The sequence below is a fragment of the Deinococcus sp. Arct2-2 genome, assembly GCF_004801315.1.
In the GTDB taxonomy this organism is placed as follows: Bacteria; Deinococcota; Deinococci; order Deinococcales; family Deinococcaceae; genus Deinococcus.
The window spans coordinates 51,666-70,174 of record NZ_SSNW01000017.1 but is presented as its reverse complement, the minus strand read 5'-3'; the positions used below and the strand labels follow the sequence as shown (position 1 = coordinate 70,174).

20 protein-coding genes, 1 tRNA gene and 1 pseudogene are annotated in these 18,509 nt (G+C 59.6%); 7 read left to right on the top strand and 15 right to left on the bottom strand.

Annotated features, from left to right (window positions below; genetic code table 11):
* From E7T06_RS09605 to E7T06_RS09595, 3 genes and pseudogenes are all read right to left on the bottom strand, one after another.
* A pseudogene (locus E7T06_RS09605) lies at positions 1–358 on the bottom strand (hypothetical protein); the annotation flags it as partial.
* Positions 359–483: 125 nt separating this feature from the next.
* A complete protein-coding gene (locus E7T06_RS09600; RefSeq protein WP_168733459.1) occupies positions 484–1,122 on the bottom strand; it encodes a transposase in 639 nt (212 codons plus the stop codon).
* A 422-nt stretch (positions 1,123–1,544) separates the two neighbouring features.
* Positions 1,545–1,988: a GrpB family protein gene (locus tag E7T06_RS09595; RefSeq protein ID WP_136365608.1), complete on the bottom strand. Its 444-nt coding sequence runs from the start codon at positions 1,986–1,988 to the stop codon at positions 1,545–1,547.
* A 75-nt stretch (positions 1,989–2,063) separates the two neighbouring features.
* Between E7T06_RS09595 and E7T06_RS09590 the strand changes: the two genes are divergently transcribed.
* Positions 2,064–2,987, top strand: a complete 924-nt coding sequence (locus tag E7T06_RS09590; RefSeq protein WP_136365607.1) for a cation diffusion facilitator family transporter — start codon at positions 2,064–2,066, stop codon at positions 2,985–2,987.
* 65 nt (positions 2,988–3,052) lie between these two features.
* On the opposite strand, the gene E7T06_RS09585 is transcribed toward E7T06_RS09590, so the two are convergent.
* The 4 genes from E7T06_RS09585 to E7T06_RS09570 form a co-directional block, all read right to left on the bottom strand.
* A complete protein-coding gene (locus E7T06_RS09585; RefSeq protein WP_136365606.1) occupies positions 3,053–3,259 on the bottom strand; it encodes a DUF1540 domain-containing protein in 207 nt (68 codons plus the stop codon).
* Positions 3,260–3,464: 205 nt separating this feature from the next.
* Complete coding sequence (locus E7T06_RS09580; RefSeq protein WP_136365605.1) at positions 3,465–3,974, bottom strand: hypothetical protein; 510 nt, start codon at positions 3,972–3,974, stop codon at positions 3,465–3,467.
* 287 nt (positions 3,975–4,261) lie between these two features.
* Positions 4,262–6,043 (bottom strand): translational GTPase TypA, encoded by a 1,782-nt coding sequence (gene typA / locus E7T06_RS09575; RefSeq protein WP_136365620.1) that lies wholly within the window; start codon positions 6,041–6,043, stop codon positions 4,262–4,264.
* A gap of 221 nt (positions 6,044–6,264) precedes the next feature.
* Positions 6,265–7,212 (bottom strand): GNAT family N-acetyltransferase, encoded by a 948-nt coding sequence (locus tag E7T06_RS09570; protein ID WP_205750869.1) that lies wholly within the window; start codon positions 7,210–7,212, stop codon positions 6,265–6,267.
* Positions 7,213–7,337: 125 nt separating this feature from the next.
* On the opposite strand from E7T06_RS09570, the gene E7T06_RS09565 reads away from it, so the two are divergent.
* Positions 7,338–8,984: a methylmalonyl-CoA mutase family protein gene (locus E7T06_RS09565; RefSeq protein ID WP_136365604.1), complete on the top strand. Its 1,647-nt coding sequence runs from the start codon at positions 7,338–7,340 to the stop codon at positions 8,982–8,984.
* Positions 8,985–9,061: 77 nt separating this feature from the next.
* Here the strand turns inward: E7T06_RS09565 and E7T06_RS09560 are convergent, their stop codons facing one another.
* From E7T06_RS09560 to miaA, 3 genes are all read right to left on the bottom strand, one after another.
* Entirely contained in the window at positions 9,062–10,897 is a 1,836-nt protein-coding gene (locus E7T06_RS09560; protein WP_136365603.1) for a hypothetical protein, read from the bottom strand.
* A 163-nt stretch (positions 10,898–11,060) separates the two neighbouring features.
* Positions 11,061–12,302 carry a glucose-1-phosphate adenylyltransferase gene (glgC, locus tag E7T06_RS09555; protein ID WP_136365602.1) on the bottom strand — a complete coding sequence of 414 codons (1,242 nt, stop codon included), beginning with the start codon at positions 12,300–12,302 and terminating at the stop codon, positions 11,061–11,063.
* Between the two features lie 235 nt (positions 12,303–12,537).
* The gene (gene miaA, locus E7T06_RS09550) at positions 12,538–13,482 is read right to left on the bottom strand and encodes a tRNA (adenosine(37)-N6)-dimethylallyltransferase MiaA (RefSeq protein ID WP_136365601.1); all 945 of its coding nucleotides are present in this window, start codon (positions 13,480–13,482) and stop codon (positions 12,538–12,540) included.
* A 30-nt stretch (positions 13,483–13,512) separates the two neighbouring features.
* On the opposite strand from miaA, the gene E7T06_RS09545 reads away from it, so the two are divergent.
* Positions 13,513–13,929: an Hsp20/alpha crystallin family protein gene (locus E7T06_RS09545; protein WP_136365600.1), complete on the top strand. Its 417-nt coding sequence runs from the start codon at positions 13,513–13,515 to the stop codon at positions 13,927–13,929.
* Between the two features lie 231 nt (positions 13,930–14,160).
* Here the strand turns inward: E7T06_RS09545 and E7T06_RS09540 are convergent, their stop codons facing one another.
* Positions 14,161–14,499 (bottom strand): hypothetical protein, encoded by a 339-nt coding sequence (locus E7T06_RS09540; protein WP_136365599.1) that lies wholly within the window; start codon positions 14,497–14,499, stop codon positions 14,161–14,163.
* Between the two features lie 297 nt (positions 14,500–14,796).
* Between E7T06_RS09540 and E7T06_RS09535 the strand changes: the two genes are divergently transcribed.
* Together E7T06_RS09535 and E7T06_RS09530 are read left to right on the top strand one after the other, a co-directional pair.
* Positions 14,797–15,375 (top strand): hypothetical protein, encoded by a 579-nt coding sequence (locus E7T06_RS09535; RefSeq protein WP_136365598.1) that lies wholly within the window; start codon positions 14,797–14,799, stop codon positions 15,373–15,375.
* Positions 15,372–16,049, top strand: a complete 678-nt coding sequence (locus E7T06_RS09530; RefSeq protein ID WP_136365597.1) for an ImmA/IrrE family metallo-endopeptidase — start codon at positions 15,372–15,374, stop codon at positions 16,047–16,049. The genes E7T06_RS09535 and E7T06_RS09530 overlap by 4 nt, the downstream gene beginning before the upstream one ends.
* A 24-nt stretch (positions 16,050–16,073) precedes the next feature.
* Here E7T06_RS09530 and E7T06_RS09525 read toward each other — a convergent pair whose 3' ends face one another.
* Entirely contained in the window at positions 16,074–16,505 is a 432-nt protein-coding gene (locus E7T06_RS09525; protein WP_136365596.1) for a response regulator, read from the bottom strand.
* Between the two features lie 327 nt (positions 16,506–16,832).
* Here E7T06_RS09525 and E7T06_RS09520 point away from each other — a divergent pair, with 327 nt between their 5' ends.
* Complete coding sequence (locus E7T06_RS09520; RefSeq protein ID WP_136365595.1) at positions 16,833–17,087, top strand: MarR family transcriptional regulator; 255 nt, start codon at positions 16,833–16,835, stop codon at positions 17,085–17,087.
* Positions 17,088–17,106: 19 nt separating this feature from the next.
* Here the strand turns inward: E7T06_RS09520 and E7T06_RS09515 are convergent, their stop codons facing one another.
* On the bottom strand, positions 17,107–17,334 hold the full coding sequence (locus tag E7T06_RS09515; protein WP_136365594.1) for a hypothetical protein: 228 nt from the start codon (positions 17,332–17,334) through the stop codon (positions 17,107–17,109).
* Between the two features lie 290 nt (positions 17,335–17,624).
* On the opposite strand from E7T06_RS09515, the gene E7T06_RS09510 reads away from it, so the two are divergent.
* Entirely contained in the window at positions 17,625–17,897 is a 273-nt protein-coding gene (locus E7T06_RS09510) for a hypothetical protein (protein WP_136365593.1), read from the top strand.
* A gap of 74 nt (positions 17,898–17,971) precedes the next feature.
* Here E7T06_RS09510 and E7T06_RS09505 read toward each other — a convergent pair whose 3' ends face one another.
* Both E7T06_RS09505 and E7T06_RS09500 read right to left on the bottom strand, forming a co-directional pair.
* The gene (locus E7T06_RS09505) at positions 17,972–18,175 is read right to left on the bottom strand and encodes a hypothetical protein (RefSeq protein WP_136365592.1); all 204 of its coding nucleotides are present in this window, start codon (positions 18,173–18,175) and stop codon (positions 17,972–17,974) included.
* A 234-nt stretch (positions 18,176–18,409) separates the two neighbouring features.
* Positions 18,410–18,484: transfer RNA gene (locus E7T06_RS09500), tRNA-Val, on the bottom strand.
* Between the last annotated feature and the right edge of the window lie 25 nt (positions 18,485–18,509).

Sequence of the window (18,509 nt, the reverse complement as noted above, 5' to 3'; positions counted from 1 at the left end):
GCGTCTGGCAGAACACGCACGTGTTCGCCGGTCCCACGTCGATGATGCGCGTGACTGTGTCACGCGCTGGAGCATGCTTGAAGGTGAACGTCCCTTGCCCTGCTCGTCTCCCGGGTGGCTTGGGATCAGCCACGGGCGCTTCCCGGCTGTGGGGCGCCACGTAGCGCTTGACCTGTCGCTCCAACTGCTCTATGCGCTTCTTCAGGCGGGCGTTGTCTTCAATCAGCACCTTGATCTGCTTGGCCTGTTCGCTGTTTTGCTCGATCAGACCAGTGATCTGCGCGGCCTGTCCAGCAATCTGGGCTGCTTGCTCAGCAAGCAGCTGGAGTAAGTCTTCGCGAGTCAACGCCTCTGACACGACCCTAGCCTAGCTGTCCGCCCCTCACCCTGTCATCTCCTCTACGGCGCGGACGCTAATCACATACTCAACGCCACCTTCTTCGGCTTCCCAGCTCCGACGAGCCGCCGATAATAATCACCCACCTAGTTTTTAAGCCGTGAAACCGTGACAGCAGAGAGGTAGAACGCGCGTCTCAGTCGGCTGTTTCCAATCTTTGAGATCCGACATCGTCCCACCATGGCGCCCGACTGGCGCGGCACGGGAGATAATCCAGCGTAAGCAGCCCATTGCCGCGAATCCTGCATGTCTTGGAGATGACTCGTCTCGGCCAGCACGATGGCCGCCGTCAACTTCCCGATCCCCGGTACAGAAGACAGCAAGTCCACTTGCTTACGGAGTCCGCTGGACTCCGCGACACACGCATCCATAGCCTGTTCAACCGTGGCACGCTGCTGTTCAAGCAGTGCCAAACGCGCTTGACCCAGTTGGACAACCAGTTCTTGAGCGTGTTCACGATGATCCAGGGCGTGCTGACGTCCTTTCTCCAACGTGATCAGCGAGATCACCGCATCCCGTTCATGGATCAAGGCGCGGAGTGCTTCTCGATCACGCTCAGGGGGCATCCAGCAGGCTGGATGCATCGTCTCGCCATACCGGGCAATCAGCTCGGCATCCATCTTGTCTGTTTTGCCTCGTCTCAACGTACTTTTGGCGTAAAACTTGATCTGTGCGGCGTTGACCACACTCACTCGGTAGCCTGCCAAGTGAAGCTTTAATGCCACGGCGCTCCCAGTACACCCCAGTCGCTTCCATCACCACCAAGGTCTCTGGGGCGATGACGCCCTGTGTCTCCAACCAGGATTGAAGATAGGCCTGGCCTTCGGCAGTGTTGGCCACCACCTGCCGGGCTGGTTTCAACTCAGGCCGGAGAAGACAGGCATACAGTTCGCTCTTGCCCACATCGATGCCGAGCACCACCATAAAAACCTCCTGAACAGGGAAAGGTCATCACAGCCCGGTTCGCTCGGCGAGACTTTGTGTGCAGGCTTGAAAGCCTCAGATACTGTTGCGCCTGATCGAAGGGCCCCGAGCCGGCCAGGATTTGCACTACGACCTTGGGGGGTCAACGATGTCAACAGGCTTGATGGCTCGAGGGGGAGTGACAAGCACAGCTTCCCACAGCTCTGCTCAACACACAACGATGTCAGTCAAGCCCGAACTGCTGAGCTAGATCGCGTTTGAGACTGGCGTAAGCTTCTGCTTCTTGTGGTTGGCTGCGAAGAACGTCTCGAAAGTGAAGATGTTGGTGCCAATGGACACTTTCCGCCTCTACGACATGTAAATGAAAGCCCCGCCTCAGCTCGGCACGCGGCTTGATATAGACCTGCCAACGAGGATTTGGGCTTTTATGGAAGACATAGCCGCAAGCCTGCAACCGTTTATCTAGGCTTCGGCCCCAAGGCCAATGCGAAGTGCCGAGCATCAGATTGACGGTAGGTTTGGCGTCCAGTCCCCAGATGGCCGTACTCCCAATGTGTTCAATGGCAGCCACAAACGGAGCCAAAGCCGCTTGCAATAGCGCGATCTCACGCTGGGCGAACCAAGGCCACGCCGGACTAAATGGAACGACACGGACGCGATCTGACATACATGTGCACTTTACAGCCGTGTCCCCGCTCCGGGCACCGTTTTCGCCGCGCCTAACCCTGTTAGCCTACAGCCGATGACCTCTGGCCCACTTCCTCTGCCGCCCGCGCCCCCCACATCCCTGATCCGCATCGCGGCCTTCAGCGTGGTGGTGGCGCTCGTGGTGCTGGGTCTGAAATTCGTGGCCTATTTCCTCACCGGCAGCGTGGCGCTCTATTCCGACGCGCTGGAAAGCGTCATCAACGTTGTGGCGGCGGGCGGCGCACTGCTGGCGCTGTGGGTGGCGGCGCGGCCTGCCGATGCAAACCATCCGTATGGGCACACCAAAGCCGAATACCTGAGCGCAGTGGCCGAGGGCGTGCTGATCGTGCTGGCGGCGGTGAGTATCCTGCGGGTGGCGATTCCTGATCTGACAGACCCCAAAGTGGTAGACGCCCCATTGCTGGGCTTGGGTGTGAACTTGGTTGCCAGCGTCATCAATGCTGTGTGGGCGGGCGTGCTGCTGCGCGTGGGCCGCACCGCCCGCAGCCCTGCACTGTTGGCCGATGGGCGGCACCTGTTCAGCGACGTGGTTACCAGCGTGGGGGTACTGATCGGCGTGCTGCTGGCAAAGTTCACGGGTTGGCACGTTCTCGATCCAGCTTTAGCCGTGTTGGTGGCCCTCAATATCCTCTGGAGCGGCTGGAACCTGATGCGCGATAGCGTCGGCGGGCTGATGGACGCGGGCGTGAATCCCGTCACCGAGCGCCGCATTCGCACCGTCATCAGCGAGCAGGCCGAGGGCGCACTGGAAATCCATGACCTCCGCACCCGGCACGCGGGCCGCACGACGTTCGTGGAGTTTCATCTGGTGGTAGCCAGCGAAATGACCGTCAGCGCCGCACATGCCATCTGTGACCGATTAGAGGACGCGATCCGGGCCGAGATGGAAGGCGCACACGTGACCATCCATGTAGAGCCGCAAGACAAAGCCAAGCATCACGGCGTATTAGTGTTGTGATACGAAATCCGTAGGAGACAGTAAAAAGCCCAAACCGAAGTCTGGGCTAGAGTGTTCTGCGTTGTTCAGTCGTGACCGGGATTGGCCTGCATGCCCTGCGTCATATCGGCCCCGTCTTCGGGCGAGAAAGTCATGCAGTGGGCCATCTGTGCGCCCATTTCACCCATCACCATTTGCACTTCAATTTGTCCGGCGTGGCACTCCATAGCTTCGTTATAGCGGCAAGAGGTGGCGTCGCAGCGGCTGACCAGAGATTTAGAGGTGTCATTCATGGCGGTTCTCCTGTGCCCTTACAATGAACTGACCGCCCAGCAACCATCGTGACCCAGCTTGCAAAATGAATACTAAACTACAATTCCGACTGTCCCGCGTGGTTTTCTAAGCGACTCTGTGAAAACAATGTGCCAGACGCGCAATATCAACCCCAGATCGTCCGAGCCAATCAAATTGGATGAGGCGCACCTCAAACTCAGCCGCCTAATTCAGCAGCGTGCCGCGAATGCTTTGGGCGCAGGCGATTCGGTGTGCCACGTCGCGGGCGTCCAGTTGACCTAGTTCGCGTAGGCCCGCCGCCACCACTTCCACCTCTGCCCACGAGCGGCGCAGCAGCACCCGCGCCCGCGCTTCCAAGACCGACAGGTAAGCGGGCAAGACTTCCTTTTCTTCGGGTTCGGTCAGGCCCGAAGCCAGCAATTCGCCCGCGTCGCGCACTAACCCCATCCGGCTTGGCGCGAGTCCCAGCAACGCACGCGCCGCCGCCTGTGCCGAGGCCACCAGCACGACTTCTTCGGCCAGAGCTCGGTTCAGGCGCAAAGCATCAGGATCGGGCGCACTGGCATAAGCGACACCCTCAAAGTTGACCTGTGCCAAGCGCAGCGGGGCGCGGGGATGAAGATGGGCCAACACCGCCTCAGCCGCCAGCAATAGCGAGCGGGTATGGGTGTCGAGGGGAGCGGAAACGGTGGGTACGGTTTGGAGTTGGGTCATTAATCCTGAGTCCTGTAGTCAGGATAAAGCGCAAATCGAGAGTACACAAGGGCGAATGTCAGACAAGTGGGCCTTTATTTTGGCTACTGGATCAGAGACACGAGCGGCAACAAGCACGCGCCCCAAGCCGAAGCCGGGGCGCGTGCTGGAGCTTTAACTGAGTACGGATTCCGTCCGGTTCCTGAACAATCGGGACTGCACCCATTGTTCATCCACCTTCCGAAATCCGTACCTCTTCCCACTCGTTTCACTCGGATCAAGGGCCAAAATTCAGCCCTCAATCGGAATTACTTCCGCATGCTGGGGTTCAGCACTTTCTTACGCAAACGGATGCTCTGAGGCGTCAGTTCCACGAGTTCATCGTCGCTGATGTACTCCAAAGCGTCCTCCAAGCTCATGCGCTTGGGCGGAATGAGCGTCAGGGCGTCGTCGGCCCCGCTGGAGCGCACGTTGGTGAGCTTCTTGTTCTTACAGACGTTCACGTTCATGTCCTGCTCGCGGGCGTTTTCGCCTACGATCATGCCCACGTACACGTCAGCGCCAGCGTCGATAAAGAAGTTGCCCCGGTCTTGCAGTTTCCAGATGGAGTAGGCGAACGCCGTGCCGTCTTCCATGCTGACCAGCGAACCGTTCTGGCGGGTTTTCAGTTCCCCGGCCCAAGGCGCGTAGCCGTCGAAGATGTGGCTCATGATGCCTTCGCCCTGCGTCATAGACAGGAAGTGGGTGCGGAAACCGAAGAGGGCGCGGCTGGGAATCTTGAATTCCACGCGGGTGCGCTTGCCCTGAGGCTCCATGTTCACCATCTGGCCCTTGCGGGAGCTGAGGATGCCGATGACAGCGCTGGAGTGATGCTCGGGCACGTCGATCACGAGGTGTTCCACAGGCTCATGCTTCTCGCCGTCGATCTCGCGGATGATGACCTGAGGCGATCCGACCTGCACTTCGTACCCTTCGCGGCGCATGGTTTCCAAGAGAATGCTGAGGTGAAGCTCGCCGCGTCCGCTGACTTTGAATTCGTCGGGGCGCAGTTCTTCCACTTTCAGCGACACATTGGTCATCACTTCGCGCTTCAGGCGGTCATTCAGGTGGCGGGACGTGACGTACTTGCCTTCCTTACCCGCAAACGGGCTGGTGTTGGGCTGGAAGGTCATCGACACAGTGGGTTCATCTACCGTGATGATGGGCAAAGCTTCCGGATCGGCCAAGTCGGCAACGGTTTCGCCGATCTGGGCGTCCTCGATGCCTGCCAACGCCACGATGTCGCCCGCGCTGACGCTGTCGGCTTCGATGCGGCGCAGACCCATGTGGGTAAACGGCTGCACGATACGCGACTTGGTCATGGTGCCGTCTTTGTGGATCAGCTGAACGAACTCGCCTTTCTTGACGGTACCGCGCTGAATGCGGCCCAACACGATGCGTCCCAAGTACTCGGAGTAATCGAGGTTGGTGACGACCATCTGGAATGGCTCGTCCACTTTGACGGGAGGGCTGGGGATGTACTCCAGCACCATCTCGAACAATTCGTGCATGTCTTCCTGCGGGCTTTCCAAGTCCTTATACGCTTTGCCTTCGCGGGCCACGGCGTACAGGATGGGGAAATCAAGCTGATCGTCGCTGGCTCCGAGTTCGGCCATCAAATCAAACGTCAGGTTGACGACTTCTTCGATGCGGGCATCCTGACGGTCAATCTTGTTGATGACCACCACGATTTTCAGGCCCAGTTCGATGGCCTTACGCAATACGAAACGGGTCTGGGGCATCGGGCCTTCGGCAGCGTCTACCAGCACCAACGCGCCGTCCACCATGCCCAACACGCGCTCCACTTCTCCGCCGAAATCGGCGTGTCCGGGAGTGTCCACGATGTTGATTTTGATTCCCTTGTACTCCACAGCGGTGTTTTTCGCCAAGATGGTAATGCCACGCTCTTTTTCAAGGTCGTTGCTGTCCATGGCACGTTCGGCAATTTCTTCGCCGTGGCCGAGCTTGAGGGTTTGCTTGAGAAGTCCGTCTACCAGCGTGGTTTTGCCGTGATCGACGTGTGCAATGATCGCAATATTCCGGTATTCCATGTTCATTCTCTCCCCCGCCCGCAAGCGCACCAGCAACGGGCTGGAGGCGAGGGCGGAACTTGGTGCATGTCCGGAGCGCTGGCCTGACACATTGGTCAGGATATGAGATGGCCCCGGCATGAAAAGGCCCGCCACACATCACTGGTGGGCGGGACACCCAAACATAGATTCTAGCAGATCAGTAGAGGGTCAGGGCAGGGTCAAGCAAATTTAGGACAACTTCAGGTCAGCACAGAGGGCAGGGGCAGCCATGACCTGCCGCCAATGTCGTGCCTGCCTGCACGGAGGGCGGCCTGCAAAGACCCCTTGTTTTCGGCGTGAATCGTTCCCATCAGCACCCGGTCTTGCTCTGGAAGTTGCTGGGCCAGCATGGGCGTCAGGAATGCACCGAAGCCTTTGCCCCGTGCGCTGGGAATCAGGAGAAGTTCCTGCACTACGTAGGCGGGCAGGCCACAGAGGGTTTCAGCTCTCGCCCCCGCATATCCCACCCACTCGCCATTTCGCAGCACATCGAACATGGTTCCCGCGTCTACCGTTTCCTGCAAATCTTCCTCAGACAGAATGCGGGCCTGAGCGGGATGGGCGGGATGCAGACGGTCTACATCGGCGTAAGCCTCACGCGCCGCCTCCAGTTGGGACGTGTCCAGCGTGGGCCGGAGCGACAACTCTAGTGGAGTGGAGCGGTCTCGCAATTGGTTCACGGGCGCGGCCAATACACGCATATCGGGTTGTGTGCCCGCAAAGGCTCCAGCCTCGGCAGATGACCAGAACCGGAGACGCTGAGGATTGAATACGCCATAAGTTTGCTGAGCCAACGCTAACAGCACAGGCAGATCGGCGGCCAGCACGGGGCGAGTTGTGGCGCTCACGTCCACAAACGGCTTCTCAGGATTGCCGCCCTCGAACCGAATACTGAGCATAGCCTCTAGGTCAGGCCGCGCCGAGAGCCACTGATTCAAGAACGCTTCGGGCGGCTGAGCAGAACTCATGCGCTGGGCACGCTCGCCCGCTAGTTCTAAATCGGTTGCCAATTGCAGATCGAAGGCGTGTTCATCGGCAAGATTGGCTAGGCGTTCCGATTCCGAACACCACCCCAGACTGACCGGATGCTGGGCAGCGAGGCTGAACAGGGCGAGGGCCGAGGCAGGGGGCAGGGTTGGGGAAGTCACTGGCCTCAGCTTAGACAGGATGGGCAGCGGCGGCATGGGCTGAATGGCTGAGGCTCTGGTCTGCTAGGCTAGAGGCCACCTAACGAGCGTTTGTTTTCTCTGCCTATTCACCCGGAGGTTTACCGATGAAGACCAAAAATGAATGGCTGCACAGCGTATATCAGCCCGCCGTCGCCAAGCACCCGGAGCGGAAGTACAACCATAAGAACTTGTCGGACATGGAACCTGACCCGATTTATACGCAGGACGACCTGAAAGATTGGGATGCCGAGCGTGATTTGGGCTATCCGGGCGAATTTCCTTACACGCGGGGCGTACAGTCCAGCGTGTACCGGGGCAAACTCTGGACGATGAGGATGTTCGCGGGCTTTGGCAGTGCCGAACAGACCAACGAACGCTTTCATGCACTCTTGCGGGCCGGACAAACGGGCCTGAGTACCGCCTTCGACTTGCCCACGCTGATGGGCTACGACTCCGATCATCCGTTCAGCAAAGGTGAAGTGGGCAAATGCGGAGTGGCCGTTGCTAGCCTTGCCGATATGGAAATCTTGTTTCAGGGCATAGACCCAGAACAAGTCACCACGTCTATGACCATCAACAGCCCCGCCAATGCGATTTGGGCCATGTACATTGCCAATGCCCAAAAGCAGGGCAAAGACCTGACCAAAATTGGCGGCACCATTCAAAACGATATTCTTAAAGAATTTATTGCCCAAAAGGAGTTTATCTACCCGCCCGCGCCCAGCGTCAAACTGGTGATCGATACCTTTGAGTGGGGGCCTAAGATTGTGCCGAAGTGGAATTTCATTTCGGTCAGCGGCTACCACATCCGGGAAGCGGGTGCGACGGGCGTGCAGGAGTTGGCCTTTACCTTGGCCGACGGCTTCCACTACGTAGAAAAGGCGCTGGAGCGTGGGCTGGACATAGACGAATTTGCGCCGCGTATCTCCTTTTTCTGGGACATTCACAACGACTTTTTTGAAGAAATTGCCAAGTTGCGGGCCGCCCGCCGAATCTGGGCGCGGCAGATGCGTGACCGGTACGGCGCGAAAAATCCCAAGTCTTGGATGCTGAGAACGCATTCGCAGACCGCTGGCGTGAGCCTGCCCGCGCAGCAACCGTTGAACAACATTGCACGGGTGGCGATTCAGGCACTCGCCGCCGTGCTGGGCGGCACGCAAAGCCTACATACCGACGCGTTTGACGAAGCGCTGGCCCTGCCTACGGAGGCGGCAGCGACGATTGCGCTGAGAACTCAACAAATCATCGCGTATGAAACGGGCGTAGCAGGCGTGGTTGACCCATTGGCAGGCAGCTACTACGTAGAAAAACTGACGGACGATATAGAAGCCGCCGCATTGGGCTACATAGAGCAGATTCGCGCAATGGGAGGCGTAGAAGTCGGCATAGACAATGGCTTCTTTCAGCTGGAGATGGCTGAAGCTGCTTACCGTTACCAGCGCGAAGTGGAGAAAAAGAGTCGAATTATCGTGGGCGTGAACGACTTTGTGCAGGACGCCGTGCAAGTGCCGCTGCAACTGATCGACCCGGAAGTGGAGCGCGTGCAGGAAGCGCGGCTGGCACAGGTTCGCCGCGAACGCGACCCGGCCCGCACTGCGGCGGCGTTGGCGGCTCTGCGCGACACTGCCGTAACGGGTGCGAACTCTATGCCCGCCTTCCTAGAATGCGCCCATGCCTACGTGACGCTGGGCGAGCAGATGGACGTGCTGAAGGGCGTGTACGGGGAATATGTAGAACCCGCGATGGTGTAAAAGCGTGAATGGAGTGTGGATCGTAGATCGTGGTTTGACCACTGGCTACGATCCACACCCTTTATTTTGTCTGTCTATCAGGGCTTGACCCCAAAGACTGTCACCGCGTTCAGGCCGTCCAGCAGGCCCGCACCCACCGTCAATTTGGCGTTGTCGGGCGACCAAGACAGGAAGGCCGGAGCATTGGCAAGGGGCGACGTGCTGGCGGCTATTTTGCCACTGGCAACATCCACCATATCCACTCGGAAGCCGCGTTCATCGGCGTTGACGAGGGCCAGCAGCGCACTGTCTGGGCTGAATCGGTGCAGATTTTGGCGGGTGGCGGCGGCATTGGCTTTGACGACGGCATAGGGCTGAGCTTCACCGGGGCGGTAGAGGCCGACTTCTGCGATGCTGGATTCAGCCGATTGAACTACAGACCCGAGCGCCAGCACGCCTTTGCCGCTAATTTGGAGCGACACATAAGATTGGTTGGCAAGCGGGGCAGGCACGTTCAGCGGGGTGCGTTGGCGGGTGGCGAGCGCATAGACGAACGGCGCGGCGTTTGCAGGCAGGACAAAGAGGCGGGCCGCGTCGGGCGAAAGGGTCAGGCTGGAGGCGGCCAACACGGCTGGGGCCAGATTCAGCGCACTGGCCTTCAGGGACGCAGCGACTTTGCCGCTGGCCTGCGACACCACCGTGACGCCTGCCGCATTCCACGTCAGCGCGTGGTTGCCCCAGTGATTCACGCTCAGGCGGGCCTCTGCGCCTTCTGCCGCCGCCACAGAGGTCAGCACCCGTACCGCACCGTTTGCCAGCAGACCTACTTCCTGCTTTTCCTCAGACAAGACGCCCAGCGTCCATATGGTTTTGTTCATGGCCTGCACTGCTGCAAAGCCGCCAGATACGGATTTTGCACCCACCCGCACTTCGCCGGAGGGAAGCAAAACCGCGCCCTCTCCCCCACCCAGCAACGCAGCGGGCAAAGCTACACGCTGCACATCGCGGAAGGTCAGGTCGGTGCTGAGAAGGTCGCCGCTGTCGGTGAGGGCCGAAATCCGCCCTTGCCCCGAGAGACTGACCGGCTGAGCCAACACGCCCTGAATGGGCAGCAGCCCGTCTCTACGCCCCGTTTGGAGGTCGCGGGATTCGACGTTTCCATCTACAAAGGTCAGCACCGAGGAATCGGGCAGCGGGAACCCGGACGCCGGATCGGAGGCAGACAGGCCACGCACGACGATAGAACTGGGGTAGCCTTCGCGCAGAGACAGCAGCACAGCCCCGGCCCGCACCGTCGCCGTGCGGCCATTGACTCCAAATTGAGCGTTTTGAGGGACGCAAAGGGTGTCACAGACGGTTCCAGACAGCACCGCCAATGTCGTCGTGTTGATCAGTTGCACCCGCCCGCGCCCACCTACCGCCGTGCCTACCACCGCCCGCACACCGTCCGGGGCCACGAACAAGGCGGTCACAGGCGTGTTTTGCACCGTCTGCCGCGCTCCGGTCAGCACATTCAGGCGGTCTAGTCCAGTTGGAGTCGCCAGCAACAGGTCAGTGTCGGAGACGAAGCCAGACCCGCTTAAAGGCCCGCTGGAGAGTTGGGTCACGCGCACACCATCGCCCAAGCGCCACACGTTCAAGTTGCCGCCCGCCGAAGTCGCCGCCAACGTTCCGGCCTGATTCACGCTCAGGCTTTGGCATGGCGCTTCCCCGGTAGAGATCAGGCGCGATACCTTGCCCACGCCGTCTAGGACAAGCAGGCGGTTGCCCAAGCACACGGCCCGCAAGCCACCCGGCAGCCACGCTAGGCCGCCCACTGCGGCGGGGCCAGTGACCTTAGTTTGGCCGTCTACAGTCAGGGTAAGTGCATGGGCAGGGGCCGCCGCGAAAGCAGCGCAAAGTATGGAAAGGGTCAGCAACGTGCGGAAATTCACGTTGCACAGTGTAGACGGAGTTCGATGACGAGTGCGTCACAGCCGAGCTTGAGCAAGCAGGAACAAGCTAGGGCGGCGGCAGGCGCATCAGAATCGTTGCGCCTGCCGCTGAATTTTTACTTTCGGTTCTAGTCGTGGCTAGAATCTTCTCTCGTGGACAGGTTTAGAACGTATAGCCCTTAGAAACCACCACGACGCCACTGTCGGTGACGGTAAAGCCACGCGCCAAATCGTCTTCGCGGTTTAGGCCGATGACGGTTCCGGGCGGAATAACCACGTCTTTATCGACGATCACGCGGTTCAGGCGCGAGTGGCGGCCCACTTCCACGTCATCGAACAGCACGCAGCTTTCCACCACCGAATAGCTGTGCAGGCGCACGTTTCGGCCCAGCACACTGTCGCGCACCGTGCCGCCGCTGATGATGGTTCCCCCAGCCATGATGGTATTGAAGGCCTGCCCCTTGCGCCCATCCGATTCGTGGACAAACTTGGCGGGCGGAGAAAACTCGCTGCTGGTTCGCAGCGGCCATTCGGGGTTGTAGATGTCGAATTCTGGGTTGACGGTGACCAGATCCATGTTGGCTTCGAAGTAGGCGTCTAGCGTTCCTACATCGCGCCAGTACAGGTTGGGGCCAGCCTGACCGGGAATGGGATTGCGGTGAAAATCGTAGGCCATGACGTTGTAGCCGTCCGATAGGGCACGCGGAATCACGTCGCTGCCGAAGTCGAAGCCTTCCTCGCCGCCCGACATGCTGGTTTCCAGCAGTTCATCCAGCGCTTTGCGGCTGAAAATATAGTTGCCCATGCTGGTCAGGCTCACGCCCTCCCGACCGGGGATGCTGGGCGGGTCTTTCGGTTTTTCTAGGAAGTCGGTGACTTTCCAGCGCTCGTCCACATGCATCACGCCGAATTGGTGCGCCTGACTCTGGGGCATCGGGTACGCCGCAATGGTGATGTCGGCGCGGGTATCGATGTGCGTCTGAAGCATGTGCTCCACGTTCATCTTGTAGATGTGATCGCCACTGAAGATCGCCACGTAATCGGCGTCGTAGTTATCGATCAGATGCATGTTCTGGTACACGGCGTCGGCGGTTCCCCGGTACCACACCGGGCCGAGTTCCTCTAAACGGTACATCTGCGCGGGTACCAGCGTAATAAAATAGTCGCTGAGGAAGGTGCCGAAGCGCCAGCCACGCTGAATATGCTCGGTGAGGCTCTGGGCCTTGTACTGGGTCAGCACGTAAATGCTGAACATTCCAGAGTTCATAAAGTTGTTGATGGCGAAATCGATGATGCGGTACTTGCTGCCAAACGGCACGGCGGGTTTGCTGCGCTTTTGCGTCAGCGGCGCGAGCCTTGACCCCTGCCCACCCGCCAAAATCATGCCCAATACTCTCGGCTTCATGTCCTCTCCCCCTCGTAGTGCTGCCGCGGCGCGGCCCCGCTAAAGGCCCACGCAGGCATATGTGAGAACCGGCTGACCAAGAGGCCACTTGACCCCCCGACTCCGCTACCGTACCGCCTGAAAATGAGTTGTAACTCACTTCTGAGTTTAGCCTGTGCTGCGGGAGCGCGGGGCACACGCTTAGGCAGGGCGGCCAACACTGAACGGGGTGTAAAGATTATTGCGGGCTGCTGGGTCAGCTTGGGCGTGCAGCACGCCACTGGGCAAGCTGAGCCGTCAGCGACTCGGTGGCCTGTGCGGGTGAAACAGGCGTGGCGGACAACTGGGTGCGTGCCCACGTCAGTTGGCGTTTGGCATATTGACGAGTAGCGAGCGTAATCGCCTGCTGTGCGTCCTGTGCGGTCAATTCCCCCCGCCAGACAGCCAACGCCTCCCGGTAGCCGAGAGCTTGCCACGCGGTAGGCCGGGGCAGGGTTTCTGGGTCGAGCTGTGCCGCCAGCCAAGCCGCTTCATCGGGCCAACCCTGCGCCAGCATTGCGCCTACGCGCTGTTCTATTCGCCCCTCCAATTCTGCGGCAGGGCAGGTGAAGGCTGTGACTTGATATGAAAACGCGGGCTGCGTGCGGCCAAACTCGCCGGGAAAGCGTCCGGTGCGGCGGTAGACTTCCAATGCCCGGACGACGCGGCGGGGGTTACGCTCCATGCGGGCGGCTTCGGCAGGGTTAGCGGCGGCCATATCGGCCAAAAGTGCGTCTAGCCCGCGTGCGGCAAGCTCGGCTTCTACTTCGGCCCTCAACTCTGGTTCCGAGGGCGGCGTGAGCGGTAGCCCCCGAGTGAGGGCACTCAAATAAAACCCCGTGCCGCCTACCACCAACGGAATGTTTCCCCGCGCCAACACGCCCCGAATGGCCGCTTCGGCCTCCCGCACGTAGCGGGCCACATCGTATTCCTCGTGTACGTCGGCCACATCCAACAGGTGATGCGGCGCAGCCTCCCGTTCGGCGGCGCTGGGTTTGGCTGTGCCAATACTTAGCCCCCGGTACACGGTAAAGGCGTCGGCAGCGATGATTTCCAGATCATGTTGTGCGGCCAACTGGAGAGCTAGTGCGGTTTTTCCGGCAGCGGTGGGGGCAGTCAGAATGGGCAGAGCAGGAACGGATGGGGCGGGCGGGACAGACATCACACCCAGAAGTTTAGTAGCGTTGTGCCTATGAATGAGCCTGTGCTTGCCCGCCTGCAACAACTGATGAACCTGCGCGAAGAGGTCGAAACGCTGGGCAGTAGCCGCCCGTGGACGCCCGCCGCCGATTGGATAGACGGCGATTCTCACCTGATCTTGCTGCTGGACGTGCCGGGCGTGAATCTGGACACGCTGGCCCTGTCGGAAGAAGACGACACCCTGACCGTTCAGGGCGAGCGGCCCGCAGTAGATGAATCGCTGGGGCGCGTGCTGAGTGCCGAACGTGCCAGCGGAAAGTTTTCCCGCACACTGACATTTCCGGAAGCCGTGCTGCCCCAGAGTGGCGAGGCCCGCCTGAGTGCCGGAGTGCTGACCATTCAATTTGAAAAGCGCCACCCCACCATTGACGCTACTGCACAGGAACTTGGGGACGAAGCAGAGGGCTGAGCTTGAAGCTACGGCAGAGCAATCCGGCGTTGCTGACGCAATTTTGCAGCTGAGTTGGAAGGTGAACCCCCCGTTGCTGTGCAACGCCCCCCCTTAAGGGGAGGACAAGTGCTGTTGCGCTCCCCTTGAGGGGGGCTGGCTGCACAGCAGACTGGGGGGTTCACCCGGAATCGTCAACTTCAGACAGGACTGAGCTTGGCCACTTTTGGATGCTCAGTCGCCCAGTACGCTCTACGCCCGCTTCACATCCCCGTCCGCCGCCCACACGCTGCGGGGCTGCTCGGCGTGCTTCAGTTCCAGAAACTCTAGTCGCACCCGCGCAGAATCGCGCTGATAACGCAAGTCGTGATTTTGCTGAGCCAGCGCCACTACACGCGCCTCGGCCACGTTCAGGCGGGCTTCGGTTTCGGCCAACTGCTGCTGGGTATCGTGTTCTTTTTGCTCCGACACACTGCCGCCGCGCCACTCCCGAATGACGTGCGACAAGCCGAACAAGAGGGCGATGACGACAGTGGCTGCCCCGCTTTTGGCGATCAGTGGCAGTACAGCGGCAAGGTCTGTTCCGGTCATGACTGGCTCTCCTCTAGTGAATGTGGAAGCTTTAGCGAAATCTATTATTGATCTATTCCCAAGTTAGAGGCGAGAAAAATCGGCTTCCGCAGGTTTGGCCGGATGAAAGCGCCTGATCTTCAATTTGCGGCGGATCTATGAATAGAATAAGACTATATGTGCAAATTGTCAATCTTAATCTAGGTATAATCCTAATTTAGGCGTGACCCATACTCACTTCCGGTGCAATATGTTACACTTCAAATATGCATACACCAGACTGGGCTGGGAACAGATTCGGTGTCAGGGCGGTTTCAGATGACGACTGCTAAAGCGGCTCCTGCGGCCAAAGCTGTACGGGAAACCGATCCCCGCGCCGCGCAACATGGGCAACTGATTCAGCGGCGGCGCTTGGAATTGGGGCTGAACCGTCCGGCATTCGTGGCGCAGATGGAGAAGCATGGCCAGCAGATCACGCCGGATTATTTGAACAAGCTGGAACGCGGTACGGCAGCCCTCTCGCGGGCGTCTTTGGAAGTGCGGGAAGCGGTGCGGGCAGTGCTGGGGTATTCGCCGGAGCAGTGGCAGGCCAGCACCGGACTCTTTACGCCGACAGCCGTAGCCACCGCACCTGCACAGGCGTTCAGCGCGGCGGCGCGGGGTTACCGCTCGGTGCCCAAGCCTCTGCCGGAGCCTTTGCCAGAAGCACTCCAAGAAGCGGTGCGCCTGTACAGCGGTCAACCGGAATTCGCGGCGCTGGCCGAACCGCGCTGGCCCCGTTACCTTCACCGCCTGCACCACAAGCACCGCCCCACCACGCCCGATGGCTGGCTGGCCCTGTTTCTGCGCTACCGCCACGAGTTCGACCCACCGGAAACTGCGGCAGAGGCCGAATGATGGATGACGTGCTGCACGATCTGTTCCTGTATCACGTCGCCCGCCATGCCGAGGCGGAATTTACCCCGGAGATGCCCGAACTTGCCCGCAGATTGGGCATGCGCTACCGGGTCGGCCCCGACAGTTTGGCGACGCCAGAACGGGTGGTGTACGTGCGGGCCGATGCTTCTGCGCCCCAACGCCGCAGCGAGGCGGCCCACGAAATCAGCCACTTGCTGACGGCGGAAGCCCAACCCGGAGACCCCAGCTACGAGGAAATTATCCGCTGGTATCACGCCAGCGTGCCTGATATGCAGGCGCACTTAGAGGTGTTGGCCGACCACGGCGCAGACCGCCTGCTGATGCCGGAAGCTTTGGTGGGGGCCATCTTAGGTCACTGCGGCTACTCCGGGCGGGCGGTGTGGGAACTGGCCCGCTTTGCCGATGTGCCCACCGAAGACGCGCTGCGCCGCCTCGTGTACTTCGACGAATCGGTGAAAATCGGCGGCTTCATTTCGCACGGCGGCTTTATTCAGTCGGCTTTTTCCAAGCGCTGGCGGCTGCCGTTCTGGTTGGGAGACCGCGTGCCAGAGCCTCATATCTTGGTAGATGAAGGCGTGTCGCTGTTCGCCGTTCCGCACAAATCGCGCCAATTGATCGGCGTGATTACGGTGGGCGAATTTGATGCGGCTTGAGGCTTGCGCGTGTGCTGGCTCGCCCTAATATTCCGAGTCGTTTGGCCGAGTGGTCAGGCGGGCCTGTGTCCAGAACACCACGAAGTCTTCAATTTGGGTCAGAAAGGTTTGGAACTCTACCGATTTGACTAGGTAAGCGTTGGCATGGAGCGTGTACGCCTTGCGGATGTCTTGCGGCGCAGAGGAACCGCTGAGCATCACCACTGGAATCGGGCGGAGATGTGGCTGCGCTTTCATGGCTTCCAGCACGGCGAAACCGTCCATACCGGGCATATTGATATCCAGCAGCACCACGTCGGGCCGAATCCCATTTTTGTCCATCAGTGCTGCCAGCGCGTCGTCGCCGCTTTCCATCATCACGACTTCGCAGGGCTGCCCAGACAACGAAAACGCTTCCTCGGCCAGCCCACGCGCCGCCGGGTTGTCATCGACCAACAAGACTTGAAGAGGGCGCATCAGGCCCCAGCACACGGGCTGGCAGGCAACCTGAAGAAGGAGTGGGCGAACATAGGCACAGTCTAATACCGATTCCGGTAGCAGGGCATGAATTTTGGGGAAAGAGGACGAGCCACACGATATGAATGCGTAGTCAGTGAGCTTGTCGGGCGTGGAGTGAAACCGGTAGAACACGATAAGCACTATTGCAAAGAAGCTCCGCCGAGCTGGGCAACGGCCTGACGACGCCTCCGCGTGGCTGGGGCCGCCGCAGGACGTGAAGCGAGGGCCAATGGCCGCAGCCCGCTCCCCACTTTTACAGCGCACCCGCCTCTTTTACACTGCCGCATGCCCTCCACTGACAACACTGCTCAAAGCGAAACCGCACCCAACCTCAGCGCCGCCGCAACGCAGATTCTGGATTTTCTGCGTCAGGAAGGCAATAAGCAGCACAGCGCCGATGAATTGACGGCCCTCTTGTCGCTCGAACAAGGCCAAGTGGATCAGGCGCTCGCAGAGTTGCAGGCTGCTGGACTTGCCGCCCCGGAAGTGGTGACTGGGTACGGCGGAAGCGCGACCATGTGGGGCGTCAGCGCGACCTGAGTTCGTCCATTTCAATCCTTCACGCCGCAGTAAGGCGGGTTTGTACGGGCATCAGTTTGCTGTTCAGTTCTGTCAATTCTACGCGGGCGGCCCTCTCTTCGCCCCGGTTTTTTCCCTGATTCACAGCGCTTCGGAGCCGCGTTTCGGCCTGCACAATTTCCTTTTGCAGGTCGGTTCGGATCATTTGTAAGCCAGCCAAATCGGTGGGCAGCGACGCAAGCCACCGTTGCCACTCCACGGCCTTCATGGCGGCCCTTTCTGCGGCTGAGACTTGCTCTGGACTCCGAACAAACGCATGAGGCTTAAGTTAGAGCCGCAGACCTGACGCCAACCGCCTGAAAGATGAACGCAAGCTTGAGGCAAGGAGGAGCCCCCGGCAGCGTAAACCAACCTTAACCTGAGGGCCGGGGCCACCAAAGCTGCAGCTCCAACCCTATTTACCGTGCCGGGCGGCAGAACCCACTCAAAAACTCAGCTCAGGCTGACAAATTTTATAGAGTGACGCCTCTGTCAGAGGACTCCCGGTAAAGTCAGGGCATGACCTTTCAAGAGGGCTTCGGACGGCACGCGGTACGCCTCAGAGACTGGGATGAAGTCCAAGAGACGGTCACTGACGCCAGCGGGCCAACGTTGACCGCACCGCCGGAATTGGCAGGCGGCGCTTCCTTGCCACTCGCCAACCCAGCCTTTTTGCTGGAAGAAGACGAGGAAAAACGCAAGCCGATGATGGGCTGGGAAGTGCGCTTTTCAGGTGTCGCCGCACTGTTTTTCGGCACCTTAGTGGTCATGGGCTTCGTACTAGGCCGCTGAATTACCAAGCATCAACGCGAAGTTGACTCAAACGAAAGCCGCCCATTGTAGGGCGGCTGGAATTAGGCACAAGCTCAGGCAGCAACGATAGCTACAACAACGTGAATATTGTGTCCCTCACGCAGTTGTTCCACAATAGCCTGCCTGTGTTCATTGGCAGCTTCCAAGCCCATATCTTCAATAAGCCTGACGAAATCCACTTCACTTAAGGGCTTGCTGCTATCCGGTTGCGCCAGCACGAAGTAAGAGACCAACTCCTCAAGCTTCAGATGTGTCATTTGTTTAGATATTCTAAACGTATTTTTAGAAAAAAGTGCAAGTTGTGGTTCGGTTTGAACGGAACCTCGGGCGACAGGGTTTTTTGAACGAGGGTCGATCAAATGCGGCCCGTTTGTTGAGTCTTATTGTGTAGGGCGCATGTTGGCGTGCAAACAGCGCGGCTTCGCGTTCCGCACGGCACGCTTCCAACCCTTTATGGCAAACGAAAAAACCCCGCCAGAAGCGAGGTTTGGTGGTGGGCGGTGAGGGATTCGAACCCCCGACCCGTCGCGTGTAAAGCGAAAGCTCTACCGCTGAGCTAACCGCCCCACCCGACTGGACTCCCCTTCTCAG